16 protein-coding genes and 1 tRNA gene are annotated in these 23,637 nt (G+C 69.6%); 7 read left to right on the forward strand and 10 right to left on the reverse strand.

The genetic code is table 11. From position 1 onward, the window contains the following. Positions 1-33: 33 nt before the first annotated feature. Positions 34-783 carry a peptidoglycan recognition family protein gene (locus ADL03_RS02595; RefSeq protein ID WP_157527853.1) on the reverse strand — a complete coding sequence of 250 codons (750 nt, stop codon included), beginning with the start codon at positions 781-783 and terminating at the stop codon, positions 34-36. A 17-nt stretch (positions 784-800) separates the two neighbouring features. On the opposite strand from ADL03_RS02595, the gene ADL03_RS02600 reads away from it, so the two are divergent. After that, complete coding sequence (locus tag ADL03_RS02600) at positions 801-4,007, forward strand: penicillin acylase family protein (protein WP_082372820.1); 3,207 nt, start codon at positions 801-803, stop codon at positions 4,005-4,007. Positions 4,008-4,053: 46 nt separating this feature from the next. Here the strand turns inward: ADL03_RS02600 and ADL03_RS02605 are convergent, their stop codons facing one another. After that, a complete protein-coding gene (locus ADL03_RS02605) occupies positions 4,054-4,914 on the reverse strand; it encodes a hypothetical protein (protein ID WP_053731729.1) in 861 nt (286 codons plus the stop codon). A gap of 161 nt (positions 4,915-5,075) precedes the next feature. On the opposite strand from ADL03_RS02605, the gene ADL03_RS02610 reads away from it, so the two are divergent. Then, positions 5,076-5,151 (forward strand) — tRNA-Arg (locus ADL03_RS02610). Positions 5,152-5,214: 63 nt separating this feature from the next. Here ADL03_RS02610 and ADL03_RS02615 read toward each other — a convergent pair. The 4 genes from ADL03_RS02615 to ADL03_RS02625 form a co-directional block, all read right to left on the reverse strand. Further along, the gene (locus ADL03_RS02615; RefSeq protein ID WP_157527856.1) at positions 5,215-6,093 is read right to left on the reverse strand and encodes a hypothetical protein; all 879 of its coding nucleotides are present in this window, start codon (positions 6,091-6,093) and stop codon (positions 5,215-5,217) included. Between the two features lie 445 nt (positions 6,094-6,538). Further along, on the reverse strand, positions 6,539-7,654 hold the full coding sequence (locus tag ADL03_RS44985) for a pentapeptide repeat-containing protein (protein WP_197288020.1): 1,116 nt from the start codon (positions 7,652-7,654) through the stop codon (positions 6,539-6,541). A gap of 463 nt (positions 7,655-8,117) precedes the next feature. Next, entirely contained in the window at positions 8,118-8,639 is a 522-nt protein-coding gene (locus ADL03_RS02620) for a hypothetical protein (protein ID WP_053731731.1), read from the reverse strand. A gap of 39 nt (positions 8,640-8,678) precedes the next feature. Then, positions 8,679-9,149, reverse strand: a complete 471-nt coding sequence (locus ADL03_RS02625) for a GNAT family N-acetyltransferase (protein WP_053731852.1) — start codon at positions 9,147-9,149, stop codon at positions 8,679-8,681. Between the two features lie 28 nt (positions 9,150-9,177). Here ADL03_RS02625 and ADL03_RS02630 point away from each other — a divergent pair, with 28 nt between their 5' ends. The 3 genes from ADL03_RS02630 to ADL03_RS02640 all read left to right on the forward strand — a co-directional run bounded on the left by ADL03_RS02630 (position 9,178) and on the right by ADL03_RS02640 (position 15,132). Next, on the forward strand, positions 9,178-10,122 hold the full coding sequence (locus ADL03_RS02630) for a nucleoside hydrolase (protein WP_053731732.1): 945 nt from the start codon (positions 9,178-9,180) through the stop codon (positions 10,120-10,122). A 46-nt stretch (positions 10,123-10,168) separates the two neighbouring features. Next, the gene (locus ADL03_RS02635) at positions 10,169-11,071 is read left to right on the forward strand and encodes an LCP family protein (RefSeq protein WP_053731733.1); all 903 of its coding nucleotides are present in this window, start codon (positions 10,169-10,171) and stop codon (positions 11,069-11,071) included. Positions 11,072-11,322: 251 nt separating this feature from the next. Next, positions 11,323-15,132 (forward strand): hypothetical protein, encoded by a 3,810-nt coding sequence (locus ADL03_RS02640; protein ID WP_053731734.1) that lies wholly within the window; start codon positions 11,323-11,325, stop codon positions 15,130-15,132. Here ADL03_RS02640 and ADL03_RS02645 read toward each other — a convergent pair. Further along, a complete protein-coding gene (locus ADL03_RS02645; protein ID WP_053731735.1) occupies positions 15,074-16,174 on the reverse strand; it encodes a glycosyltransferase family 4 protein in 1,101 nt (366 codons plus the stop codon). The two genes, ADL03_RS02640 and ADL03_RS02645, sit on opposite strands and share 59 nt — an antisense overlap. A 31-nt stretch (positions 16,175-16,205) precedes the next feature. Here ADL03_RS02645 and ADL03_RS02650 point away from each other — a divergent pair, with 31 nt between their 5' ends. After that, the gene (locus ADL03_RS02650) at positions 16,206-16,703 is read left to right on the forward strand and encodes a DUF2165 domain-containing protein (RefSeq protein ID WP_053731736.1); all 498 of its coding nucleotides are present in this window, start codon (positions 16,206-16,208) and stop codon (positions 16,701-16,703) included. Here ADL03_RS02650 and ADL03_RS02655 read toward each other — a convergent pair. From ADL03_RS02655 to ADL03_RS02665, 3 genes are all read right to left on the reverse strand, one after another. Then, positions 16,678-18,732, reverse strand: a complete 2,055-nt coding sequence (locus ADL03_RS02655) for a bifunctional diguanylate cyclase/phosphodiesterase (RefSeq protein WP_053731737.1) — start codon at positions 18,730-18,732, stop codon at positions 16,678-16,680. The two genes, ADL03_RS02650 and ADL03_RS02655, sit on opposite strands and share 26 nt — an antisense overlap. Positions 18,733-18,864: 132 nt before the next feature. Continuing rightward, entirely contained in the window at positions 18,865-21,186 is a 2,322-nt protein-coding gene (locus tag ADL03_RS02660) for a LuxR C-terminal-related transcriptional regulator (RefSeq protein WP_082372825.1), read from the reverse strand. Between the two features lie 61 nt (positions 21,187-21,247). Next, on the reverse strand, positions 21,248-22,435 hold the full coding sequence (locus tag ADL03_RS02665; RefSeq protein WP_053731738.1) for an Hsp70 family protein: 1,188 nt from the start codon (positions 22,433-22,435) through the stop codon (positions 21,248-21,250). Between the two features lie 223 nt (positions 22,436-22,658). On the opposite strand from ADL03_RS02665, the gene ADL03_RS02670 reads away from it, so the two are divergent. After that, complete coding sequence (locus tag ADL03_RS02670; protein WP_053731739.1) at positions 22,659-23,570, forward strand: IniB N-terminal domain-containing protein; 912 nt, start codon at positions 22,659-22,661, stop codon at positions 23,568-23,570. Positions 23,571-23,637: the final 67 nt, after the last annotated feature.

Here is a 23,637-nt window from a genome sequence, read left to right on the forward strand (position 1 = left end):
ACGGTTTTTCGAGATGACGGGAGGCGTTCACAGTTACCGGAATAGCGCGGTGACTTCGCTGCGTAGGCGCGGCAGCAGTGCATAGAGGGCATCACCGGGACACTGAGTGACGGTGAAGTCCCGATGGCCAAAAATCTCACTGGTTGGAATGCCGTACCGGAAACACAGGTGTGCGCAGAAGGCCACCAGTGATTCCCACTGCGTCACCGGCGGAGAGATGTCCATGTAGAGGCCTTCGTTCTCGATTCCGATGGCGACGTCGTTCTGGCCTGGACAATGCGCGCCGGCCACCATGCTGGTGCCGCTCTCGAGCGCGGCGAGGCTGCCGTGCCGGCCCTCGACGACGATCCCACCTCGGCTGTTCGAGAAGTGCTGGCCGGAGTCGACCCAGCCGTTTTGGTCCATATGAACGTTTTGGATCCACCGAGCGTGCTCATAGGCCCGGCCTATCGACTGGTCATCCAGGTTCGGCGAGGTGGAATGGTGGATCAGGATGCGTTGCGGCTTGCGGTTCACAACCTCGATCAAGCCTGCCGGTGGGCGAGCACCCCAGTCCGCGCACGAATGAACGGGGACGGCGGGCGGTGCCGCCAGGGCGGCGGCGGGCGCGGCGGGGACAGCGGTCACGGCCAGGGTCGTCAAAAACGCGCGTCGGCGGATCATGTGGATCTTAGTCGCATACTGGATCGATACAGCGCATGTCGAAATGATTAGAAAAACACGAAGCTCTTTCGCAATAGGCGGCTCGAAAGTAATCTGCGCCACATCAGCCCTGCCCTGCACGGAGAGGAGCTTCGCGCATGCGGAGAGCCAATCCGGTGACGTCCCTGCTGGCCACCGCCGCCGTCACCGCCTCCCTCATGATCGTTCCCAGCGTCTCGGTCCAGGCCGAGCCGCGCGAGACGGCGTTCGCCGCCGACGACTACTGCCTCGGCCAGTGCGGTGACATCGTGCCGCCGGGCAACAACGGCAACGCGACGCTCGCCGAGATCCTCAGCCACAAGGCGTTCGGCACCCGGCCCGCGCACTCCGCCGACCAGCTCGGCAAGTACGACGCCCTCGTCGCCGGCTACAGCGGGCTCAGCAACGCCCAGCTGACCGACTTCTTCAACGACGCGTCGTTCGGCGTGCCCGCCGACCAGGTCGAGAGCACGGTCAAGCCGCGCGCGGACGTGACGATCGTGCGCGACAAGAAGATCGGCATGCCGCACATCACCGGCACCACCCGCTCCGGCACGATGTTCGGCGCCGGGTACGCGGCGGGCCAGGACCGCATGTGGCTCATGGACCTGTTCCGCCACCTCGGCCGCGGCCAGCTCAGCGGCTTCGCGGGCGGCGCGCCGGGCAACCGCGTGCTGGAGCAGAGCTTCTACAACCAGATCCCGTACACCGAGGCGGACCTGCAGAAGCAGATCGAGACCGCTGCGGCCAAGAACGGTGACCGCGGCCGGCAGGCGCTGGCGGACGTCAACGACTACATCGCCGGCATCAACGCCTACCTGACGCAGGCGGTCAACGCGCGGAACTTCCCCGGCGAGTACGTGCTGACCGGTCACGCGGACGCGATCACGAACTGGAACGACATCCAGCCGTTCAAGGCGACCGACATGGTGGCGATCGCGGCGGTCGTCGGCGGCCTGTTCGGTGCGGGCGGTGGCGGTGAGGTGCAGTCGGCGCTGGTGAAGCTGGCCGCGCAGAACCGCTACGGCGCCACGGTCGGCGAGCAGGTGTGGAAGGCTTTCCGGGCGCAGAACGACCCCGAGGCCGTGCTGACGCTCCACAACGGACAGTCCTTCCCGTACGCGGCGTCCTCGGCTTCCCCCGCCGGCGTGGCACTTCCGGACGCGGGCAGCATCACGCCGGAGCGGCTGATCTACGACGAGGTCGGCGGCACCGGGGCGGCCGTGGCCGTGCCCGCCTCCGGTGACCTCGCCAAGGCCTCCGGGATCTTCAACGACGGCGTGCTGCCGGCGGACCTGTTGAACAAGAAGCACGGCATGTCGAACGCGCTGGCCGTGTCGGGCGCCTACACCGACTCCGGCAACCCGGTCGCCGTGTGGGGACCGCAGACCGGCTACTTCGCGCCGCAGCTGCTGATGCTGCAGGAGCTCAACGGTCCCGGCATCCGTTCGCGCGGCGTGTCCTTCGCGGGTGTGTCGATGTACGTGCAGCTCGGCCGCGGCGTCGACTACTCGTGGAGCGCGACGTCGGCCTCGCAGGACATCATCGACACCTACGCCGTGGAGCTGTGCAACCCCGACGGCTCGCCCGCCACGAAGGCGTCGCAGCACTACCTGTACCGCGGCGCCTGCCTGCCGATGGAACGGCTGGAGCGCAAGAACGCGTGGAAGCCGACGGTCGCGGACGGCACTCCGGCCGGGTCGTACACGCTGGTGATGTGGCGGACGAAGTACGGCCTGGTCGCCAGCCGCGCCACCGTGGGCGGGAAGGTCGTGGCGTACACGACGTTGCGCTCGACCTACCTGCACGAGGTCGACTCGATCATCGGCTTCCAGGAGATCAACGACCCGACGGCCATCCGTTCCGCCGCCGACTTCCAGCGGGCGGCCGACAAGATCGGGTACGCGTTCAACTGGTTCTACGCGGACTCGAAGGACACGGCGTACTTCAACTCGGGCCTCAACCCGCTGCGCAAGTCCACTGTGGACCCGAACCTGCCGACGTGGGCGCGGCCGGAGTACGAGTGGCAGGGTTTCGACGGCGACGAGAACACCGCGCAGTACCTGCCGTTCGCCGGTCACCCGAACTCGATCAACCAGGACTACTACATCTCGTGGAACAACAAGCAGGCCAAGGACTTCACGTTCGGCGGCTTCGGCCACAGCGCGGTGCACCGCGGTGACCTGCTGGACGGCCGCGTCCGCGCGTTGATCTCCTCCGGCCAGAAGGTCTCCCGCGCCGCGCTGACCAAGGCGATGGCCGAGGCCGCGGTGGCCGACCTGCGCGCAGAACAGGTGCTGCCCGAGTTGCTGCGGGTGATCGAGTCCGCACCGGTCGACGCGACACTGGCGCCGGTCGTGCAGCAGTTGAAGGACTGGCAGCGCTCCGGCTCGTTGCGCAAGGAGACCAGCAAGGGCAGCAAGGTCTACGGCCACGCCGACGCGATCCGCGTGCTGGACGCGTGGTGGCCGCTGCTGGTCGCCGCGCAGTTCCAGCCGACGCTGGGCACCGACCTCTACAACGCCCTGGTCGGCGCCATCCAGGTCGACGAGGCCCCGTCCGACACGCACGGTGCCGCGCCGCACAAAGGTTCCTCGTTCCAGTACGGCTGGTGGGGCTACGTCGACAAGGACCTCCGCAAGGTCCTCGGCGACCCGGTGCAGGGCGCGTTCCCGCAGACCTACTGCGGCGGCGGCACGTTGTCCGGCTGCCGGACGGCCCTGCTCGACTCGCTGCGCCAGGCCGTGGCCAAGCCCGCCAACCAGGTCTACCCCGGTGACGCCGACTGCGCCGCCGGCGACCAGTGGTGTGCCGACACGATCATCCACCGCGCCATGGGCGGCATCACCCAGGACAAGATCCACTGGCAGAACCGCCCGACCTACCAGCAGGTCGTGCAGTTCCCGTCGCGCCGCGGCCAGAACATCACCAACCTGGCCTCGACCACAACGGCCACCGCCACCGCGTCGTCGCACGAAACCGGCTGGAACAACCTCCCGCCACAGCACGTGATCGACGGCAACCCGCAGTCACGCTGGGCCAGCGACTGGAACGACAACCAATGGATCCAGGTGGACCTTGGCTCAGTGCAACGGGTCGGTCGCGCTGTGTTGCACTGGGAATCGGCCTACGCCAGTGGTTACCGAATCGAACTGTCCGGCGACGGAACGAGTTGGCGGAACGTTTTCTCGACAACCAGTGGCGACGGCGGCGACGATGTCGTAGCGTTCACGGCACAGGACGCGAGATACCTCCGAATGACGGGTACCCAGCGGGCCACGCGTTACGGATACTCGCTGTACGAGCTTGAGGTCTACAGCTTGTAGACCTTCGAGATGAGGCCGCCGATCCACCCCCAGGGGTCGGCGGCCTCTACTTATGCCCGTTGTTCTGTCCGTTGTGGACACCACCCTGCTGCTGCTCCCCGGCCGGCAACCCGACCTGGTCGGCGAACTCGGCGGCGATCCGGCTGCCCCCGTACACGCTCAACGCCTTCGCCAGGTGCTGCTGCAGCTCCATCCGGTGCTGATCCCCGAGCTCCGGCAACGCCTTCTCCACACTGCTGATCAGCGACTCCGCCCAGTGCTTCGCCGGCTGCTGCTGCGCGATCCGCACGAGCTGCGCCAGCTCGTCCGACAACTTCACCGCCTCCTCGACGCGGTACCCGTTGCGCTGCAACCACCAGATCGTCGCCGTGCCGACGTCCGTCAGCACCTCGTCGCGCAGGTACCGGATCTCCTGCCGTTCGATGTCGCGCTCAGCCAGCTTGAACGTGGAGCTCCGCAACAACTCGATGTGCTTGCGCGCCATCTCCAGGTCACCGTCGTCCACCTCGACCTTGACCTGCTCCGCCCGCGCCCACACGTGCGTCCCCGGCACCTGCTGCTCCCGCGCCAGCTCATCCCCGAGGTGCACCTGCAACGCCGCGTGGTGCACCAACATCCGCGTGGCGCTGATCTCCGTGGCGCGCTGCACGACGTGATGAATCGCCGCGCTCTTCGGCGAGTTGTGCCGCAACCCGGTGGTCAGGTCGAACCGCCAGACGACGTTCATCTTCAGCTGGAAGTCCAACCCGTAGACCGCACTGGGCAACGGCGTCGCGAACTCCTGCTGATGGCTGCTCACCGGCGGCACGTAGGTGTAGTCCTCATGCCTGCTCGGAACTCGCCGCCGCCACCAAGCCTTGGCGGCGCCCAGCGGGCCAGGACGAAAGTCGGGCCAGGGTCTGCTCACGCCCCCTGCGTACCCGACGCTTCCCGCCTGGTGAAGGTGGCCTGCCTCACTTCCCTCCAACGGCCGCACCCGTCTCGGCTGGTTCTTCACCGAGCGTGATGGTGGGCGTTGGTGGGGTCTGGTCAACTCCGTGGTGGCGGACCGGTAGACTGCTGACGCCAGCCCTAGTAGCTCAGGGGATAGAGCATCGGTTTCCTAAACCGTGTGTCGCAGGTTCGAATCCTGCCTGGGGCACCACCTTTCGCCGGGTGAAATCAAGCTCTGACCAGCGGCAACGCGGTCGGAGCTTGATCTTTTTGGTCAGTCACCGTCAGCGGGAATCTGCCCCTGTTTGCCGCCGTCTACGGACTCACCACGGACTGGCTCTGGAGAGCTCGCCCCGACGCCGGGAGGTTCTTCGCCATCCGGCTCATCTGACTCATCAACGTTCCCCTCAGTCCCGTCAACCTCGTCATGCCGCTGGGCTTCTGCCGCAGTTTCCGCCATCCGCTGCACTCGCTGCTGAAGCCTCGCCTCACGCTCGTTTTGCAAGCGGCGAATGTGCACCTCTCGATCTTCAGCGATCACTGCGATAGGTCCCCTGAGCACATCAGAGCGCTTCAGCAGGTCCCCGATCTCCCGCAGGGCTTTAGCCGCATCGTGGAGGCCATACGCCGTGACCTGCTCGCTCCCGTTCTGAACATTCAGGTCCAGAACGTGGCTCTCTTCCCATCGTTGCTCCGAGTCCGGCATCCCATAAGTCACAGTGACCGTGTAAACCATAGGAAGATCACTGTTGAGCCTGTCGATCATGCTGTCGAAGAACGCACGGATTTCACGCCCCGGCGCGAAGGTCTGGATAGGCTCCTTCAGCATCCTCAAGTCAGCGAACTTCTCCCGCTCACCCTTCTCCATCGTTCGCTCAGGCGCCGGATCCATTGAGACACGTACATCCAGCGCCGAGCTTTGCCCGATGTTCTTGATCACGAAGTCCGTGAGCATCCACCAGGTCGGGTTGGGTTCGAAGTCAACGACGATGTGTGGTCGTGTCTGATCCTCGTGCGCCCGTCTGACAGCACCAACTTGCTTGAACGCCGCCGCAACCGCGATGAGTGCGCCGATGACTGCAACCGCAGACACGATCGCGCCGACGCCTGCCCAACCTGTCTGCGTCCACCACAGAAACTTCTCCGGAGGCATGACACGCCTTTCTGCCGTCCTATCTGCACATAGGCAGGAAGGACGGCAGCGTTACACCCCAGTGAGTTATGTCCCGCTCATCGATCAAGGCCGTCCCTGGCGGCACGCTCGCACATACAGCGAACACTTTCCATCCCGGCATTCCCGGCATCCGCTTCACTGCGTCGGTCGGCCGGGCGGCGCTACGCGCCATCCTTCAGTCTTGGCCACCCCAACGAGCCCTCATAGCCACGTTGGCCAGCAGCTCCGGACGAGCGCCGTGAGGGGCACCTGGACTTGCGGCTCCTAGCGCTCGGCTGCCGCGACGGCTACGCTGCCTTGCCACCGCAACGGTGCGGCCGGGCGAGTCGTCTCCGCGGTTCTTGAACCGAAACCGAAGCGAAGGTGCCGGTCAAGGAGGCGGTAAGCTCGACGAGTGGCGGACGCACAAGACGACCCATCCATTTCACTCCACGATGAGCACGCCAGCTGATGCAGGGTCAAACCCTTCCGGCCACACCGTTTCCGCGTCCGCGCGAGCACCTTTGAAGTCTGCATGGTGCTCGCCTTCAACATGCAGTATCGCGTTAGCAAAATTTGCACCACGTAGATCAGACCTGGTGAATCGCGCGGCACACAGAAATGCGCCCTCAAAATCAGCCGCGAGAAGATCCGCGCCGTGGAAGTCGGCCCCAACCATCAAGGCTTGACCAAAGTGTGCTCCTGAGAAGTCTCCACAAAAGTTCGCCCGTGAGCAGTTGGCCAAAAAGAAAACCGCACCCTCGAAGCGCCCGCCAGACAGGTTTGCCTCACTAAGGTCTGCCCTCCGGAACGTAGCGCCATCGAAATTTCCAATCGAGAATCGAGCGCCAGCAAGATTCGCAGAGTCCAGATTGAACAGACTCCTGTGCTGGACGCCCAGCAACTCCTCTAGATCAGACTCAAGACCTTCGCGCAATCGACCGAGCACTGTGAGCGCAAGCTGGACCTCTACCCTTGGAACTCGCGCCGGCTCTCCCCACCAACCTGTCGCTTCGTCGTTAGTTAGTCCCTCAACAGCGCCATCAGCGCTTCCCTTTGGGAGCCACTTCGTGGAGTCAGCCCGTGATGACGAAGCGATAAAAGCAGACAGAATCTCCATTGTCAGGTCACGAAGCCGGGGATCCTCTGTGGCCAGTAGATCCAACGATGCAACACCGCCGAGGCGAGTTGTAGCACTGTCGCTTCCAAGCTGATCTACCGCGCGAGTTAAGGTCTCACCCTGCTGCGCTTTTCGAGACGCTTCAAGGCCAGCAAAGCTTGTTTGACGAGTCAGATCTTGCTGTGCCCAGTTTGCCGCGAGCTGTTCTCGATTGATGCGAAGCTGCCTCGTAGTCAGAAAAACTCCGACCAGGAGCACCAATCCGCCGAACGCCTGTATGAGACTTGTTCGAACATTATTTTCTGCACTGAGACGCTCGGCAGCAGACATGAGACTAGGAGCGCCTGTTCTCGCTTGACCATCATTGACGATGCGTTGCGGTGCCCACATGACTATCAAGGAAAGCGAAATAACCCCCAGACAAAGCACAATCACCATCATGATATTTTGCGGCCACCTGCTCAGAGAGGGGGTTGCGGAACCTATACTTCTCGTCGGTTCGACAGTTGGCTGCTGGTTCGCTACCGACCTATCCATGAACCGCCCTCTCCGTCTTGCACTCACGCGAGTATGACGGCGGTTCACAGTGTGAGGTCAAGTCTGGAAACGTGCAGCCTCATCCGACAACACCAACACCGTGTCCGCCGCGGGGGCGAGGCGAGCGGGGTGACCGCCCACGGACCACGAACTCCTCACGGACTGGCTATGCCAAGCCAGAACGGATGCAAACGAACCCACAGGTCAGCAGGCATGAGCCGCAGACCAGCCCACTTGCCTTCCTGAACCGTGTGTCGCAGGTTCGAATCCTGCCTTGGACACCACCTTTTGCCGGGTGAATCAAGCACTGACCAGCTGCAACGCGCTCGGAGCTTGATCTTTTTCCCGCACCCGGCAGCCGGCGCGCTCACCTCACCTGCGAACGCACGAATTCCACGTACGGCTCGTAAGCCGACAGATCACAGCCGGGCGAGTAAGTGCTCAGGTAGTAATAATCGGCCAAGATGTTCGCCTGCTGCTCGGAGTTGAAGTCCCTGAACACCTTCCCTCGCAGCCCCTCGACGCCGCCGTAGTCGTAAAGCCCCTTCACGAAGAACCCGGCGAACGCCGTCGGCAGCAGGCTGAGCACGCTCCGGCCGTGCTGGTACTGGAACGCGTGGGTCAGTTCGTGCACGAGCCAGCGTTCGTACCGGGCCTGGTTCTGCGGCGTGGTCAGGATGCCTCGCGGGAAGGTGACGAGCCGCGGCAACGTGCGGGCGACGCCGAAGCTGCCCAGCAAGCCGCCCTCGGCGAGGGTCAGGGCGGTGAGGTCGAGGGCGTCGCCGAAGACCTTGCGGGCGATCTCGGCCTCGCGCGACTCGAGGCTGCGGCGGAACACAGGACGGAACGCGCGGCGGAACACGGGATGGAACGCGCGGCGGAACACCACGGCGGCTCCCCTGGTCGGCGGATGACCGGATGGTAGGCGTCAGGGGCGGCGGTAGCGGACCTCCTCGATCACGGCCGAACCGATCGTCTCCTGACGGGTCGACCCGTCGAGCACGAAGCCGAGGCGTTCGTAGAAGCGGCGGGCGCGGTGGTTGCCGGCCAGCACCCAGAGGACGGTGTCGGTGAGGCCCTCCAGGGCCGAAACAGCCAGAGGGTGGGCCAGGCCGGTGCCCTGGGCGGAGGCGAGGAGGTAGATCGCGTACAGCTCGGAGGTGGCGTCCGGGTCGCGGGCGGGGCCGGCGTAGGCGAAGCCCACCACCTCGTCGTCGGCCAGGGCGACCCACACGTTGCCGGACGGGATGTCGCGTTCCCAGATGGGGGTGCGGGAGTCCGCGGACAGGCTGTCGAGGAACGAGTCGGGCAGGTGGCCGCGGTAGGTGGTCTGCCAGGAGCGGACGTGGACCTGCGCGATGGCAGGGGCGTCGGCGAGCACGGCTTTGCGGATTGTCATCGGCGGTCCCGGTGGCATGATCGGGTGCATGCGGCTCATCGTCGACGCGGATCCCGGCATCGATGATGCCCTCGCTTTCTACTACCTGAAGGCGCAGGCCGACACCGAGATCGTCGCCATTGGCACGGTGCACGGGAACGTGCCGGTGCGGCAGGCCACGGTCAACGCGCTGCGGCTCGCCGAGCGGTTGGGGATCGACGCTCCGGTGGCCATGGGGGCGGCGCGGCCGTTGGCGCAGCCGCTCAAGACCGCCGAGGACGTGCACGGGGCGGATGGGCTCGGTGGGTTTGCCGGGGACGAGCCCACGAGGGTGCACACCGCCGGGGAGAGTGCGGCCGAGCAGATCGCGCGGCTCGCGCGGGCGAATCCGGGAGAGTTGAGTCTGCTGGCCATCGGGCCGCTCACGAACGTCGCGCTGGCGGTGCAGATCGAGCCGGAGCTGCCGCGGTTGCTCGACCGCACCGTCGTCATGGGGGGTGCGCTGGGCGTGCCGGGCAACATCACCAGTCACGCCGAGGCCAACTTCTGGCACGACCCGGAGGCCGCGGACCTGGTGCTGGACGCCGGGTTCGAGGACCTGACGATCGTCGGGCTCGACGTCACGATGGCGAGCCACGCGCCGGGTGAGTGGCTTGAAGCGCTGCCGGAGAGCGGGTATCCGCGGCAGATCCTCGGGTTCTACGCCGACTTCTACGGCAGTTTCCTCGGCAAGGCGGGGTTCGTGCCGCACGACCCGCTGGCGGCGGCGATCCTGGTGGACCCGGAGCTGGCCACGTACGTCGAGGACCGGTTCGCGATCGAGCTCACCGGCACGTACACGCGCGGCAAGCTCGTGGCGGACCAGCGGTTCCTCGCCGAGGGGAGTCCGTTCGGCCGCGACATCGGCACCGGCAGGAGCACCGCGCGGTACGCCGTCAGCGCGGACAACGCGCGGTTCCTCGACCGGCTCAGGGACGCTGTGACACAACCCTGACAGTTCGACTACAGGGTCCACACATTGTGCGGGCACCGTCGAAGGCATGAACGTCCACGTCAAACGATGGCTGGTGGTCTCGGGCGCCGCCGTGGTCGTCGCTGCGGGCGTCCTCGCCGGGGGGTCCTACGCGCGGCTGGAGAGCAACCTCCGGACGGTCGACCTCGCCAAGGAGCTCAGCGTCAACGCCCGGCCGCCGTCGACGCCGGGGCGGCCGCTCAACGTCCTGCTCATCGGCAGGGACGACGGGCGGTCCGACACCGCCATGGTCGTGCAGCTCAACGCCGCGGGCGACACGGCGCGGGTGATCAGCATCCCGCGCGACACGATGGTGCCGCGGCCGCGGTGCGGTGACCACCCGCCGGTGGACGTCGCCATGTTCAACAGCGCCTTCGCCACCGGGGGCGCGGCGTGCACGGTGGCGACGGTCGAGCTGATGAGCAACCTCAGGATCGACCACTTCGTGCAGATCGACTTTGCCGGGTTCCGCGATGTCGTCGACCGGCTCGGTGGTGTCGACGTCACGTTGCCGGAGGCGATCGACGACGAGAAGAGCGGGTTGCACGTGCCGGCCGGTCCGAACCGGCTCGACGGAACGCAGGCGCTCGCATTCGTGCGGACCCGCTACAGCATCGGTGACGGCAGCGACCTGAACCGCATCAGGAACCAGCAGCTCTTCATGACGGCGTTGAGCCGGAAAATCGCGAACGAGAACTGGCTCGGCAGTCCGCAGAAGACGTTCGAACTCGCGGACATCCTCACGCGGTCGATAGTGACCGACGAGGAAATCGGGTCGATCAGCGCGTTGGGGGAGCTCGCCGGGAAACTCACGGCGTTGAAACCGGCGAACATCACGTTCGTGACGTTGCCGGTCGAGCGGTACCTGCCCGATCCGAACCGGGTGCAGCCGAAGCAACCCGAGGCGGACGCGCTCTGGCGGGCCGCCTGAGCTAGCAGGCCGCGCCCTGCCACTCGCTCGGGCGAGGCCACGGCTGAGGAGACCCCCAGCGCTCCTCAGCCGTGGAAGTGTTGCCCCAGTCAGCCGCTACCACCGTGACGGTCTCCCGGTCTCGTGAAGGACGTGGGGTCGAGGTTGTCAGACCACCTCGTTAGGGTGGGCCCGGAAGGGCCCGTCCGGCGCGTGCGCCGCAGCTCAGGCGGGCGGTGTGCGTTTTCCGGTCCGGACGAGGTGGAGGCCGATTGGGACCCCGTGGCGTCTTCGCGGAGCGCTTCGCGCTGCTCTACGCGGAGGCAGGTGACCCGCCGCTGAAGCGGGTCACGGAGTCGGTGACCCGTGCCCGCCGAACGGACGAACAGGGCAGACCGGTGCGCGTGCCCGCCCAGCGCGTCAGCGACTGGCGGCGCGGGCGGAACGTGCCGGCGCGGTTCAGCGGGCTGAGCGCCGTGCTGGAGGTGCTCACCGGCGAGGCGCGCAAGCGCAGGCCCCAGCCGGTCGTCGAGGGACTTTACGACGTCGGGGCGTGGCGCGCGTTGTGGGAGGAAGCGCTCGCCAGTCCGGTCGGCGACACGGACACACCCCCCCAGGACGAAAACGCCGTTTGCCCGTACATGGGTCTGAGCGCATTCGGGCCGCAGGACACGAATTGGTTCTTCGGCCGGGAACGAGCGACAAACGCGCTTCTCGCGCGGATGAACGACAACGGCATAACAATGCTCGTCGGCGCGTCGGGTGCCGGTAAGTCGAGTTTGATGAAAGCGGGTGTGCTGCCCCGTCTCCGCAAGGAGGCGGTCGTCCTGGCCCCCGGCAGCGACCCGCTCAAGGAGCTGGCGCTGCAGCTGCCCGAGCTGATCGGCCCGCTGGAGGCCGCCGTCGCCGCGGACGTGCCGGTCGACCTCTCCTGCGAGGTGCCGCGCGCGGTCGGCGACCGGGTGCTGATCGTGGACCAGTTCGAGGAGGCGTTCACGCTCGGCGGCGACGCGCACCGGCTGCGGGTGTTCGTGCAGGCCCTGCACGCGGCGGCGGGCACGACGGCGGTCGTGCTGGGGGTGCGGGCCGACTTCTACGCCCGCTGCCTCGACTTCCCCGAGCTCGCCGAGGCGCTGCAGAGCAACCAGATGGTGCTCGGCGCGATGTCGGCGGCCGAGGTGCGCGACGCGGTCACGAACCCGGCCAAGGCCGCGGGGCTGCAGCTCGAAGCAGGCCTGGTCGACCTGATGCTGCGCGACCTGGGCGCCCAGAACCGGCGCGGCAAGGACGCCTACGACGCGGGCGCGCTGCCCCTGCTCAGCCACGCGCTGCTGGTCACCTGGCAGCGGCGGCAGGCGGGCCGGCTCACGATCGCGGGCTACCGTGCGGCGGGCGGCATCCAGGGCGCGGTGGCCACCACGGCCGAACGGGCGTGGTCCGACCTGGACGAACCCGGCCAGCACGCCGCGAAGCAGCTGCTCCTGCGCCTGGTCAGGGTCGGTGACGACACGCAGGACACGCGCCGCCGCTCCAGCCGGCACAGCCTGCTGGAGGCGAGCACGAACCCGCCGGCGACCGAGCGGGCGCTGGAGGTGCTGGCCAGGGCCCGGCTGATCACGCTCGACGCGGGCAGCGTCGAGATCACGCACGAGGCGTTGCTGCACGCGTGGCCGCGGCTGCGCGGCTGGCTCGACGAGGACCGCGCGGGCACCCTCACCCGGCAACGCCTGGAGGAGGACGCGGCCACCTGGGCCACGCAGGGCCGCGACTCGTCGATGCTCTACCGCGGCGCACGGCTGGAGGGCGTGCGGCAGCAGCAGAACGTCACCACGCTCGCGAAGGAGTTCGTGCGGACGTCGGAACGCCAGCACCGCAAGAGCATCTGGCTGCGCCGCAGCGCCGTCGCGCTGGTCGCCGTGTTCGCGCTGATAGCGGCGGGTGCGGCGGTGATCTCGGTGCAGCAGCGCAACGACGCCCGGTTCCGCCAGGTCGTCGCCGAGGCCGACCGGCTGGCCGCGACCGACCCGTCGCTGTCGTCGCAGCTGCTGCTCGTGGCGCACCGGATGCGCCCGGACGACCAGGCCGTGAACGCCAAGGTGCTCGCCACGCAGCAGGTTCCGCTGGCCGTGCCGCTCAGCGGGCACACCGGCGCCGTCTACCTGACGACGTTCAGCCCGGACGGCACGCTGCTCGCCACGGCCAGCTACGACCGCACGGCGCGGCTGTGGGACGTCCGGGACCGCAGCCGCCCCAGGGAGCTCGCGGTCATCACCGGGCACAACAACTGGCTGAGCACGGCGGTGTTCTCGCCGGACGGCAAGCTCCTCGCCACCACCGGCCAGGACGCCACGATCCGGCTGTGGGACGTGTCCGACCCCGGTTCACCGAGGGAGCTCCGGACGATCGAGACCGGCAACGGCCCCACCTACCTGCTGGAGTTCAGCCCGGACGGCCGGCTGCTCGCGGCGGCGAACGAGGACAGGTCGGCGCGGCTGTGGGACGTGAGCGACCCGGCGCACGCCAAGCCGTCCGGCGAACCGCTGCGCGAGCACACCGCCGCGGTCCGCTCGCTCGCGTTCAGCCCGGACGGCAGGACGCTGGCGACCACGGGCGACGACAAGACGGTCCTGCTGTGGGACGTCGCGAGAAGGACCAGGGTCGGCAAGCCGATGACCGGGCACACCGACGGCATCCACAGCGTGGCGTTCAGCGGCGACGGCAAGCTGCTCGCGAGCGGCTCCGACGACAAGACCGTGCGACTGTGGGACCCGGCAACGCAGGAGCTGGTGGGGCAACCGCTCGTCGGCCACACCGAGGGCGTGTGGTCGGTGAAGTTCAGCCCGACCGAGCCGGTGCTCGCCTCCGCCGCCGCCGACGCCACCGCGCGGCTGTGGAACATCAGCAGCCCGGAGACGGCGAGCCAGCTGGGGCGTCCGCTCGCGGCGCGCGGGGGTGCCCTGTTCGCGGTCGGGTTCAGCCGGGACGGCGCCACGCTCGCGACCGGGTCGCAGGAGAACGCCGCGCACCTGTGGACGTTGCCGAGCGCCCGGTTGCTCGGTCACACCGCCAGGGCGGGAGAGCCGGCGTTCCGCGCGGACGGCCGGTTGATGGCGACCGGTTCGGCCGACAAGACCGTGCGGCTGTGGGACATCGCGGACCCGCAGCACCCCCGGCAGGCCGGGCCGCCGCTGCTCGGGCACGAGCGGTCGGTGGGCCCGCCGGCGTTCCGGCCCGACGGCGCGGTGCTGGTCTCCGCGGCGGGCGACCAGACGGTCCGGCGGTGGGACGTGGCCGACCCCGCGCACGCCGCGCCGCTGGGTGAACCGCTCGCGCTGCCGACCAGGTTCGCGACGGCCGCGATGTTCAGCCCGGCCGGGACGGTGCTGGTGACCAGCCACGACGACAACTCGGTGCAGCTGTGGGACGCGAGGGACCCGGCCCGGCCGGTGCCGCTGGGCGCGCCGCTGACCGGGCACGACGGCTACGTCAACGGCATCGAGTTCAGCCCCGACGGCCGCACGCTCGCCACCGCGAGCAGCGACCGGACGGTGCGGCTGTGGGACGTGAGCGACCCGGCGCGGGCCCGGCTGCTGGGCAGGCCGATCGAGGACCCGCAGGTCCTGCACAAGGCGGTGTTCACCGCGGACGGCACCGTGCTCGTCACGGCCGGGCAGAGCAGGGTGATCCGGTTCTACGACGTGCGAGACCGGGAGCACCCGCGGCTGATCAGCGAGCTGGAGGGGCACACGGGGACGATCACCACGATCTCGGTCAGCGCGGACGGCAGGACGCTCGCGAGCAGCAGCGCGGACCGGTCGTTCCGGCTGTGGGACATCAGCGACCCGGCCAAGCCGTTCTACCTGGGCCAGCAGATCACCGGCGACTGGACGTCCGAGCCGTACGTGCGGTTCTCGACGCAGGGCCGGTTGCTCGCCACCGGCAACGCCGACGGCGTGGTGCGGCTGTGGGACCTCGACGTCGAGCACCAGGTCGGCCGGATCTGCACGACCACGCGCGGCGTGCTCACTCCGGAGCTGTGGCGGGAGACGTTGCCGCAGCTGGAGTTCCAGGACCCGTGCTGAGCGCGGCCGCGTCCCCTGCCAGCCGCGCCAGCACGGGCGGGAGCCCGCGCAGGTCCAGATGTCGTTGCACGGCACGGACGTTGGCGTCGAGCATGTCGTCGGTCACGGCGAGCAGGCCGTCGAGGTCGGACGGGTCGATGACGGTCAGCCCGAGCCCGCGGATCTCGTCCAGCACCGGGTACGGGCCCGCCACAACGGGTTTCCGGGCCGCCGCGGCCTCGCAGACCGGCAGTCCCCAGCCCTCCCAGGTGGACGGCAGCAGCACGAGGTCCGCGGCCGCGTAGAGGTCGGCCTGGCCGGCGACGCGGCCGCGCACCACGCCCGGAAGTCCTTCCACGGCAGCGCAGGGAGCGTCGTCGGTGAGCCAGTAGCGGACGCCGGGGCGGCGTGCGGACAGCCTGCGCACGAAGTCGACGGCGCCGGGGATGTTCTTCGACGTGCCCTCGACCCGTGCGGGGTGCACGACGAGGTAGTCGTCGTCGGCGACACCGAGCGCGGCACGTGTTCCGGCGCGGTCGCCGCGGGCGAGACCGGCGACGTCGACCCGGTTGTGCACCACCCTGGTGTGCAACCGCGGCCAGCGCGCGAGGAACTCCCGTTCGGTCACCGAGTTGATGAGCACGTGCAGGTGCGCGGGGTGGTGCAGCGGGACGACGTCACCGTCGACCGGGCGCAGCTGGACGCGCTGCCACGCCGGGTCGTGATGGCGCAGGATCACCGGCACCCCGGCCGTGAGAGCGTGCTCTTCCCACGCCACAGCGGCTTCCGGCGCACTCCACAGCGACCCGGCGTTGTCGAGCACGACCAGGTCGTGCGTGGCGCACAGCTCCGCGATCAGGGCGTGGTCGACGGGCGGCGGGTCACCCCCGGGGCGGTCGGCCCACATGCCGCGGACGACAACCCCTGTGCCCGAGGCGAAGTGGCCGGCCGCGAGCGTGACGTCCCAGCCGAGCACCGCGAAGGCGTCCGCCCACTTCGCCGCCTCGACGCTGACCCCGTCGAACCCGCCCAGCCGGTGGGAGACGACACAAACACGGCTCACCGCCCGAACCCTATCGGTTACTGTCCGCGCCATGCGTTTACTTGCTCGGGTCGGCAGCTTGCGCGCGGTTGTCGCGGTGACCGTGGGGTTCATCGCGTTGAACATGCTTCTGGTGGTGCTCGGCAACGTCACGGACTACGGCACGAACGAGGCGTTCGTGCGGCACGTGCTCGCGATGGACACCACGTTCGGTGCAGGTCTCAGGTGGCGGGCGATCACCAGTCCCGCGGTCGTGACGCTCGTCTACGTCGCGATCATCGTGTGGGAGGCGGTCTCCGCGCTCCTGCTGACCGCCGGCACCGTCGCCTACCTCCGCGGCCGCGAGGACAACGCGCGCGGTCTCGCGTCGGCGGGGCTGCTGATGGTCGTGGCGTTGTTCCTGGGCGGGTTCATCACGGTCGGCGGCGAGTGGTTCGCGATGTGGCAGTCGAAGGACTGGAACGGCATCGGTGCCGCGCTGCGGATGGTGACCGTCGCGGGCTTCGCGCTGGTCCTCGTGCACCTCAGTCCGCGGCGGGCCAGCTCGTAGCCGGTTGCCGGCAGAACACCGGGCCGACCCCCGCGTCGGCCCCCAGCTCCGTCCACCAGTCGCGCTGCTCGGCGTCCTCGACCGAGTCCACCACGACGATCCCACCGGCCTTGTGCACGAACCCGATGAGGTCGCTGAGCACGTGCGACACCAGCTCGTCCGGTTTCTGACCGCGACCGGCGACGCGCACCGCCCTGATGCCGAGCGAGCGGACCAGCTCGATCTCCGCCGTGGAGCCGCGGAAGTCGCGGGCACCGATGTGGATCCCCATGTCCGACAACAGGTCCAGGTTGTCGGCCGCCTCGCTGTCCGACGCGGCCAGCACGTGCATGGGGAAGCCGAGCAGCAACCGGCCGGCGGGCAGTCCGGTGTCGGCGAGCACCCGCCGCACGTCGCGCACGAGGTCGGGGCTGTTCGCGAGGCTGGCCGTCAGGCACACCGCGAGCACCTCGTCGTGGCCGCTCGCCGCTTCCGCCGCCGTGCGCAGCACCCACTCGCCGAGCGGCAGCATCAGCCCGGTGTGCTCGGCCATCGCCACGCACCTCTCGTGCGTGATCAGCCCGGCATCGCGGTGCTGCCAGTGCAGCTCCGCCTCGACGCAGACCCGGGACCGGCCGTCGAGCCGCATCACCGGGGTGAACACGACGTCGATCTCGCCGTTCTCCCACGCGCCGGGCATCACGGCGGCGAGGGAGAACTCCTCCTGCTCGCGCTTGTCCAGCGTCGCGTCGTGCAGCCCCCACTGCCTGCGGCCGCTGCGCTTGGCCCTGCGCAACGTCATGTCCGACGCCCGCAGGACCTCGGCCGGGTGGCCGCCGGGGTGCAGCCGCGGCAGCACGCCGATCGACGCCGACACCGCGACGCCGTGCCCGTCGAAGTAGACCGGTTCGGCCAGCTCGTGCTCGATCGTCCTGATCGTCGTGTCGACGTCCGGGGTGTCCGGCCCGTTCTCGACCAGCACGGCGAACTCGTCGCCCTCCAGCCGCGCGACCATGGCCTTCTCGCCGGCGAACACGGCCGAGAGCCGTTCCGCGACGAGCCGGAGCACCCGGTCGCCGATCTCGCGGCCGAGTCCGTCGGTGATCACCGCGAACGCGTCGAGGTCGAGGTGGTAGAGCGTCACGCCGTGCTCGACGTCGCTGTGCAGCAACGACTCCAGCCGCGTCGTGAGGTACTGCCGGTTCGGCAGCCCGGTCAGCGCGTCGTGCAGCGACTGGTACTGCAGCCGCCCGCCGAGCAACGTCAGCTGGCTGTCGTCGTCGATCATCACGACGTAGTGCCGCGGGTTGTCGTCCGCGTCCTTCTGCACGGTCGCCGCGAGCAGCACCCGGAAGTGCTCGCCGTCGCGGTCGATGAGCCGCGGCCGTTCCTCGATCTTGCGCATGCGCCCGTGCTTCAGGCTTTCCAGCGCGGTCATGACCAGCGGCAGGTCGGCGGGGGCGATGAGGTCCGCGAGCGTCAGGTCGCCGACGTCGTCGCGGTGCAGGATGGCGCACAGCGCGTCGTTCGCGCGTTCCAGCCGGCCGTCGAGGCCGACGATCGCGATGCCCGTCGACGAGTGGGTGAAGATGTCCTGGAACCGTTCCTCGCTGGCCTGCAGGTCGAGCTGCACGGCCCGGTTCGCCTTGAGCAACGCCTGGCTGACGCTCTCCTGCTGCTCCAGCACGAACGCCTGCATCGCGTCGGTGTAGCCGGCCGACATCTCCCCGATGACCAGCGCGGCCTTGTGCGGGTCCGTCGTCTCGTGCGCGACAAACCGCGCCAGCAGCTCGACGGACCTGCGCAGGCTGCCCGCGCCGACGCAGTGCATCTCGACCAGCCGTGCCCCGGCCCGTGCGGCGGTCTCCGGCGCACCGGCGACCGCGTCCGCGACGACGTTGAGCAGCTCGCGCAGCTCCTCGGTCAGCTTCGCGGCGGACAACGGGACGTAGGAGGTGCGGCTGATCTCGACGGCCCAGTCGTGCGCCAGCTCGTCACGCCCCGGCGGGCGTGACGGTCTCGCATCGTCCTGGCTCGGCAACCGCTCCACCTGACCTGCTCGACGAGCAACGGTCCGGAAGCCTACCGCCGGCAACCGCATCGCCCCAATGCGCAGCGGTGTTCGCCCCGTCGGGGGAGGAACGACCTCGCTGCGTCACCGGCTTGACCAGGGCGACCGGTCTCAGGAACCGGTTCCCACGATGTGCCGCAGCTGCGCCAGCAGGTCACTGCGGCTGGTGCTGCCCAGCCGCTGCCGCATCCGGGCCATGTGGTGCTCGACGGTCTTGGCCGAGATGAACAGCCGGTCGCCCACCTGCTTGTACGTCATCCCCTCCAGCACCAGCCCGGCGACCTCGCGCTCCCGTTCACTGAGCTTGCCCGCGTCCTCGACCACGACCGGCGCGTCCGCCTCGGCCGCGCGCCGCGCCGACACCGGCCGTCCCTGCAGCAGCCGCGCGCAGTCCAGCAGCCGCACCATCGCCTGCCGGTCCGACGTCCTGATCGCCGCCTGACCGGCCAGGCGGGCCGCGTCCCACCACAGGCCGACGGCGTGCAGGCCGCGGGCCGCCTCCTCGACGCGGTCGGCGTCGACCTTGCCGGCCACGACGTCGAGCCAGCACTCCGCGGCGGCGGAGAGGGTGGCGCAGTAGCGGTTGTGGTCACGGGCCTGCGCCAGTGCCGCGGCGTGGTCCTCCGCGGCGGCGTGGTCGTCGTCGATGATCGCCGCGTGCAGCAGGCTCCAGTGCAGCTGCGTCGCCCACAGCGGCGGGTCGCCCAGCGACCTCAGCAGGGCCACGGCCTGCGCCAGGTGCGGTGCGAGGCGGTCCTGGTCGCGCAGGCGGGCGGCCGCGGCGGCGAACTCGCCCAGCGGCAGCAGGGAGAACAGGTCGACGGGGTGGCGCAGCACGGCCTCGCAGGCCTGCTCCCAGGTGCGGCGCAGGGTCGCGAGGTCGCTGTTGCGGCGGGCGACACCGACCTCCAGGGCCACGGCGAAGATCCAGTCACGCGGCTCGAACGCGCCGCGCACCGACATCAGGGTCTCGCGGGCCACGGCGAGGTTGCCGCGCAGCATGTGCAGCCAGGCCTGCAGCAGGCGGTGGCGGACGGACATCAGGACGCCGCCGGTGCCGGTCTCGACGGCGCGGTCCAGCACCGACTCGGCGACGTTGGGCTCGCCGCAGTGGATGGCGACCAGCGCGGCCAGCGACGCGGGGCTGTCGGGCAGCAGCACGGCGCCGCCCGCGGGTTCGAGCAACGACGACGCACGGACCAAAGTGGACAGTGCCGCGGTGTCGGAGCCCGCGATCGACTGGCGGACACCCTGCAGCATCAGCGATGCCGCGCCACCGAGCAACGTCGGCGGCTGGGCGGGCGTGTCGTCGACCAGGGTGCCGGTGCCGAGCGAGCCGATGCCGGCGAACGCGGCGGCGTAGGGCGTGGCGGCCCAGCGGAAGAGCTCGGTGCTGCGGGCGAGCTGGCCGCGGTGGGCCAGCGCCACGGCGGCCACCTCGGCGGCGGTGCGGCGGTGCGGGGAGTCGGGGGCGCTGATGACCTGGTCGGCCAGCCGCAGGGCGGAGTCGAGGTCACCGGCCATGGCCGACGCGGTGGCCCACTGCGCGGCGGTCTCGGAGGGTGCCGCGCCACCGCCGGTGGAGGCCTTGAACAGCCGGGCGGCCAGCGCCGGGTCGACGGGCAGCGCCTCGCGGGCAGCGGCGGCGAAGACCGGGCCGCCGATGCCCGTGTCGACCAGCGGGCGGACCAGGTCGAGGACCGGACCGCCGCGGTCGAGCTGGAGCTGGGCCAGGCGCTGGCGCACGGCGATGCGGCGTTCCGTGCGGGTCAGGGCACCGACGGCGCGGTGCGCCAGCGGCAGCAGGGTGCCGTCCTCGCCGAGCAGGCCGGTGGCGCGTGCCGCCTCGATGATGTCGCTGACCTCGTCGAAGTCCTTGTCCAGCAACGCCGACAGCAGGTCGAGGCGCTGTGCGGCACCGGCTTCGGCCGCCAGCAGGAACTTCTGCAGGTCCGCGTCGAGCCAGTCGAGGTCGCCGCGGAACGCCGACAGCACCTCGGCGGTCACCTCGGACGCCGCACCGAGCCGTTCGACGTACGCGGGCACACCTCCGGTCTGCGCGTGCACGAAGTCGACCACGGCGCGCGGGGCGTGCAGGAGCTCGCGGACCTGGTCCTTCGACAACGGCGCCAACGCCACCACGACCGCGCCACGGGTCAGCTCGGCCAGCACGGCACGGCGTGGCCACGGCCGGTAGGCCAGCACCAGCAGCGGTTCCGCGGCCAGCGCGCGCAACGCGGCGTCGTCGAGCAGGTGCGCGTCGTCGGCCACGCGCACGGCCGGGTTCGTGATCTCACCGAGGAACGCTGTCTTGCCGTGACCCCCCGGCGCCGCGACGACGACGCGCAGGCGTGTGCCCGGCGCGGCGTCGTTGATCCGGTCGAGGACACCCCTGACGGAGTCGTCCAGCACCAGTCGGGCTCGCGTGGTCACGCTCAACGGCCATCCTCTTCTGTCGCCGAAAGTTCAGTTGGCAGCTCTGTAGCGGGGGAGGTCACTCCGAACGGGAGCCGGACCGGCGGCCGGTCGGCTTGAGCACCCGCGTCACGCGCTTGGACCGCGGCGGTGGCAGGTCGAGCGGCGGCACGTCCACGGGCGGGCGGGGCGGCGGGTCGGTGAACTCCTCGTCGTCGGGCCGCGCGACCTCGCCGACCGGGAACCGCAGCGAGGCCTCGCGGGTGTGCACGAGCACGGACGTGTCGAGCGGTTCGGGCTCGGCCTCGGGACCGACGACCACCAGCCGTGCGGCGACCGCGGCGCCCTTGGCGACGGAGTGCTCGGGCGCGGCCTCGGCCAGCACGCGGCAGTCGACGGCCGCGGCCAGCGCGTCACCGACCACCGGTGTCCGCACCGCGCCACCGACCATCAGCACCGCTTCGGGCTGCACCGGGCCGACCGCGCGCACGAACGTGCTGACGAGCTGGTCGGCCGCGGGCCGCAGCTGCTCGGTGAGCTCGTCGCGGGTCACCTCGACCCCGGCCACGACCACCGACGGCCCGAACGCCCGCTTCGCCGCCTCGCACTCCGCGACCGACACGAACGCGTCCTTGCCCAGCCGGCCGCGCACCAGCGCCGCGAGCGCGTCGTCGAAGTCGGTGCCGACCGGGTGGTCGACGCCCTCGACGTGGTGGACCAGCTCGAACGTCCGGACCTGGGTGCGCCGCACGACCGACGCGGAGAACGCGTGGCTGCCGAGCGAGAACACCGCCAGCGTCGAGCCGGGCACCACACGGGCGCGCACGGCGTGGTTCTCCGCGGCGGCCAGCGGCTCGGGCACGAGGGTCACGTCGTGCACCCCGACCTGCCGCAGGGCGCCGTGGAGCCGGCTCCGGCGATAGGGGCCCCACCCGGCCGGGTGGGTGACGGCCACGTGGCGGGGTTGTTCACCCTGTCGGGCGACGACCTCTCCGATGACCCACAGGACGAGCAACGCGGTGAGCTCCTCGGCCGGGACCACCTCGGGACCCAGGGCGAACGGCACCTCGTCACCCACTCGGCGGGCAAAACCGGACGCGGTCCAGCCGGCCGGGCCGGCCTCGCCGACCGAGAACGTCCCCGCGTCCGTGAGCTGCAGCAACGAGGGCACGACCAGGGCGATCTCAGCGTCGCGGCCACCGTCGAGACGGCACACGGCAGCCGTGGTGCGGGTGGTCCCCACATCGACTCCCAGTACGTACGACACGTCTCGTCCTCACCTGTTCGCAGCAGCGACCAGTACCTACACGGGTGAAGGAAGCACGCTCAAGCGATGCCCCTAACCCCTTAGGGGGTCAACGAGCATCACCCCATCGGGGAACGGGGATTCACTGGGCGTAATCCCCGATGTTCTGGGTACACGCGCTCTCCTACGTTCTGCGACAGCCAAGAGATCTGCCACACCCCGTGTTCCAACAGGAGAACCTTCGATGATGTCGTCGCCCGGCACGCTCCACGACTTCGTGCTCAACCTGCTCAGCGACCCGAGCCTCAAGGCCGCGTTCGCCGCCGACGCCCAGGGCACCCTGGAGCAGGCCGGTCTGTCCGACATCACGGCCGTCGACGTCCAGGAGGTCATCCCGCTGGTCCTCGACCTGGTCCCGGACCTGGACGGCCTGCCCGCCGTCGACGGTGTGGACCTGGACCTGCCGACCGACGAGCTCCTCGCGGACGGCCCGCTCGGCGCCATCAGCCAGCTGCAGGCGGTCGCGTCTCAGCTGACCTCGTCGGGCCTGTCCCTCAGCGACCTCCACACCTCGTCGGCGGGCGTGCTCGCCGCCGACGGGAACGGCCTGAACATCATCGCCGCCAACAAGACGCTGGGCGAGTACACCTCGACCAACATCGGCCTCGACGGCGACTTCTCCGCGGTCGGCGACGTGGCCAGCGTCCTCGACCAGACCACCTCCCCGGTCACCGGCACCGTCCTGGACGTGGCCGACACCGCCACCTCGACGGTCGACTCGACCGCCGTGGGCGCCGTGACCTCGGCCGTGCCCGGCACCGACTCGGTGTTCGGCCACCTCGGCGGCGTGACCGGCCTGACCGACGGCCTGCTCGGCACCGTGGGCGGCGCGGACGCCACCCTGGGCCACACGCTGAACGTGGGCGGCCTGCACGACCTGTCCACCGGCACCATCGGCGTGCAGTCCTCCGAGACCACGGTCGGCGTGGAGCACATCGCCGGCAGCGCGGTCGGCCACGCCACCGGTGTCGCGCACACCGCCACGGGCCTGGTCGGCGACACCGCCGGCGTCGGCCACGTGGTCAACACCGTCACCGACGCCACGCACGGCCTCCCGGTCGTCGGCGACCTGGGCCTCGACGGCCTGCTCGGCTGATCTTCCCTCGCGCGCGGAGCCGGCCCTGTCCCCAGCGGACAGGGCCGGTTCTGTTTCCCCCGGTTGG

This window comes from Nocardia sp. NRRL S-836 (assembly GCF_001279525.1).
GTDB lineage: Bacteria > Actinomycetota > Actinomycetes > Mycobacteriales > Pseudonocardiaceae > Lentzea.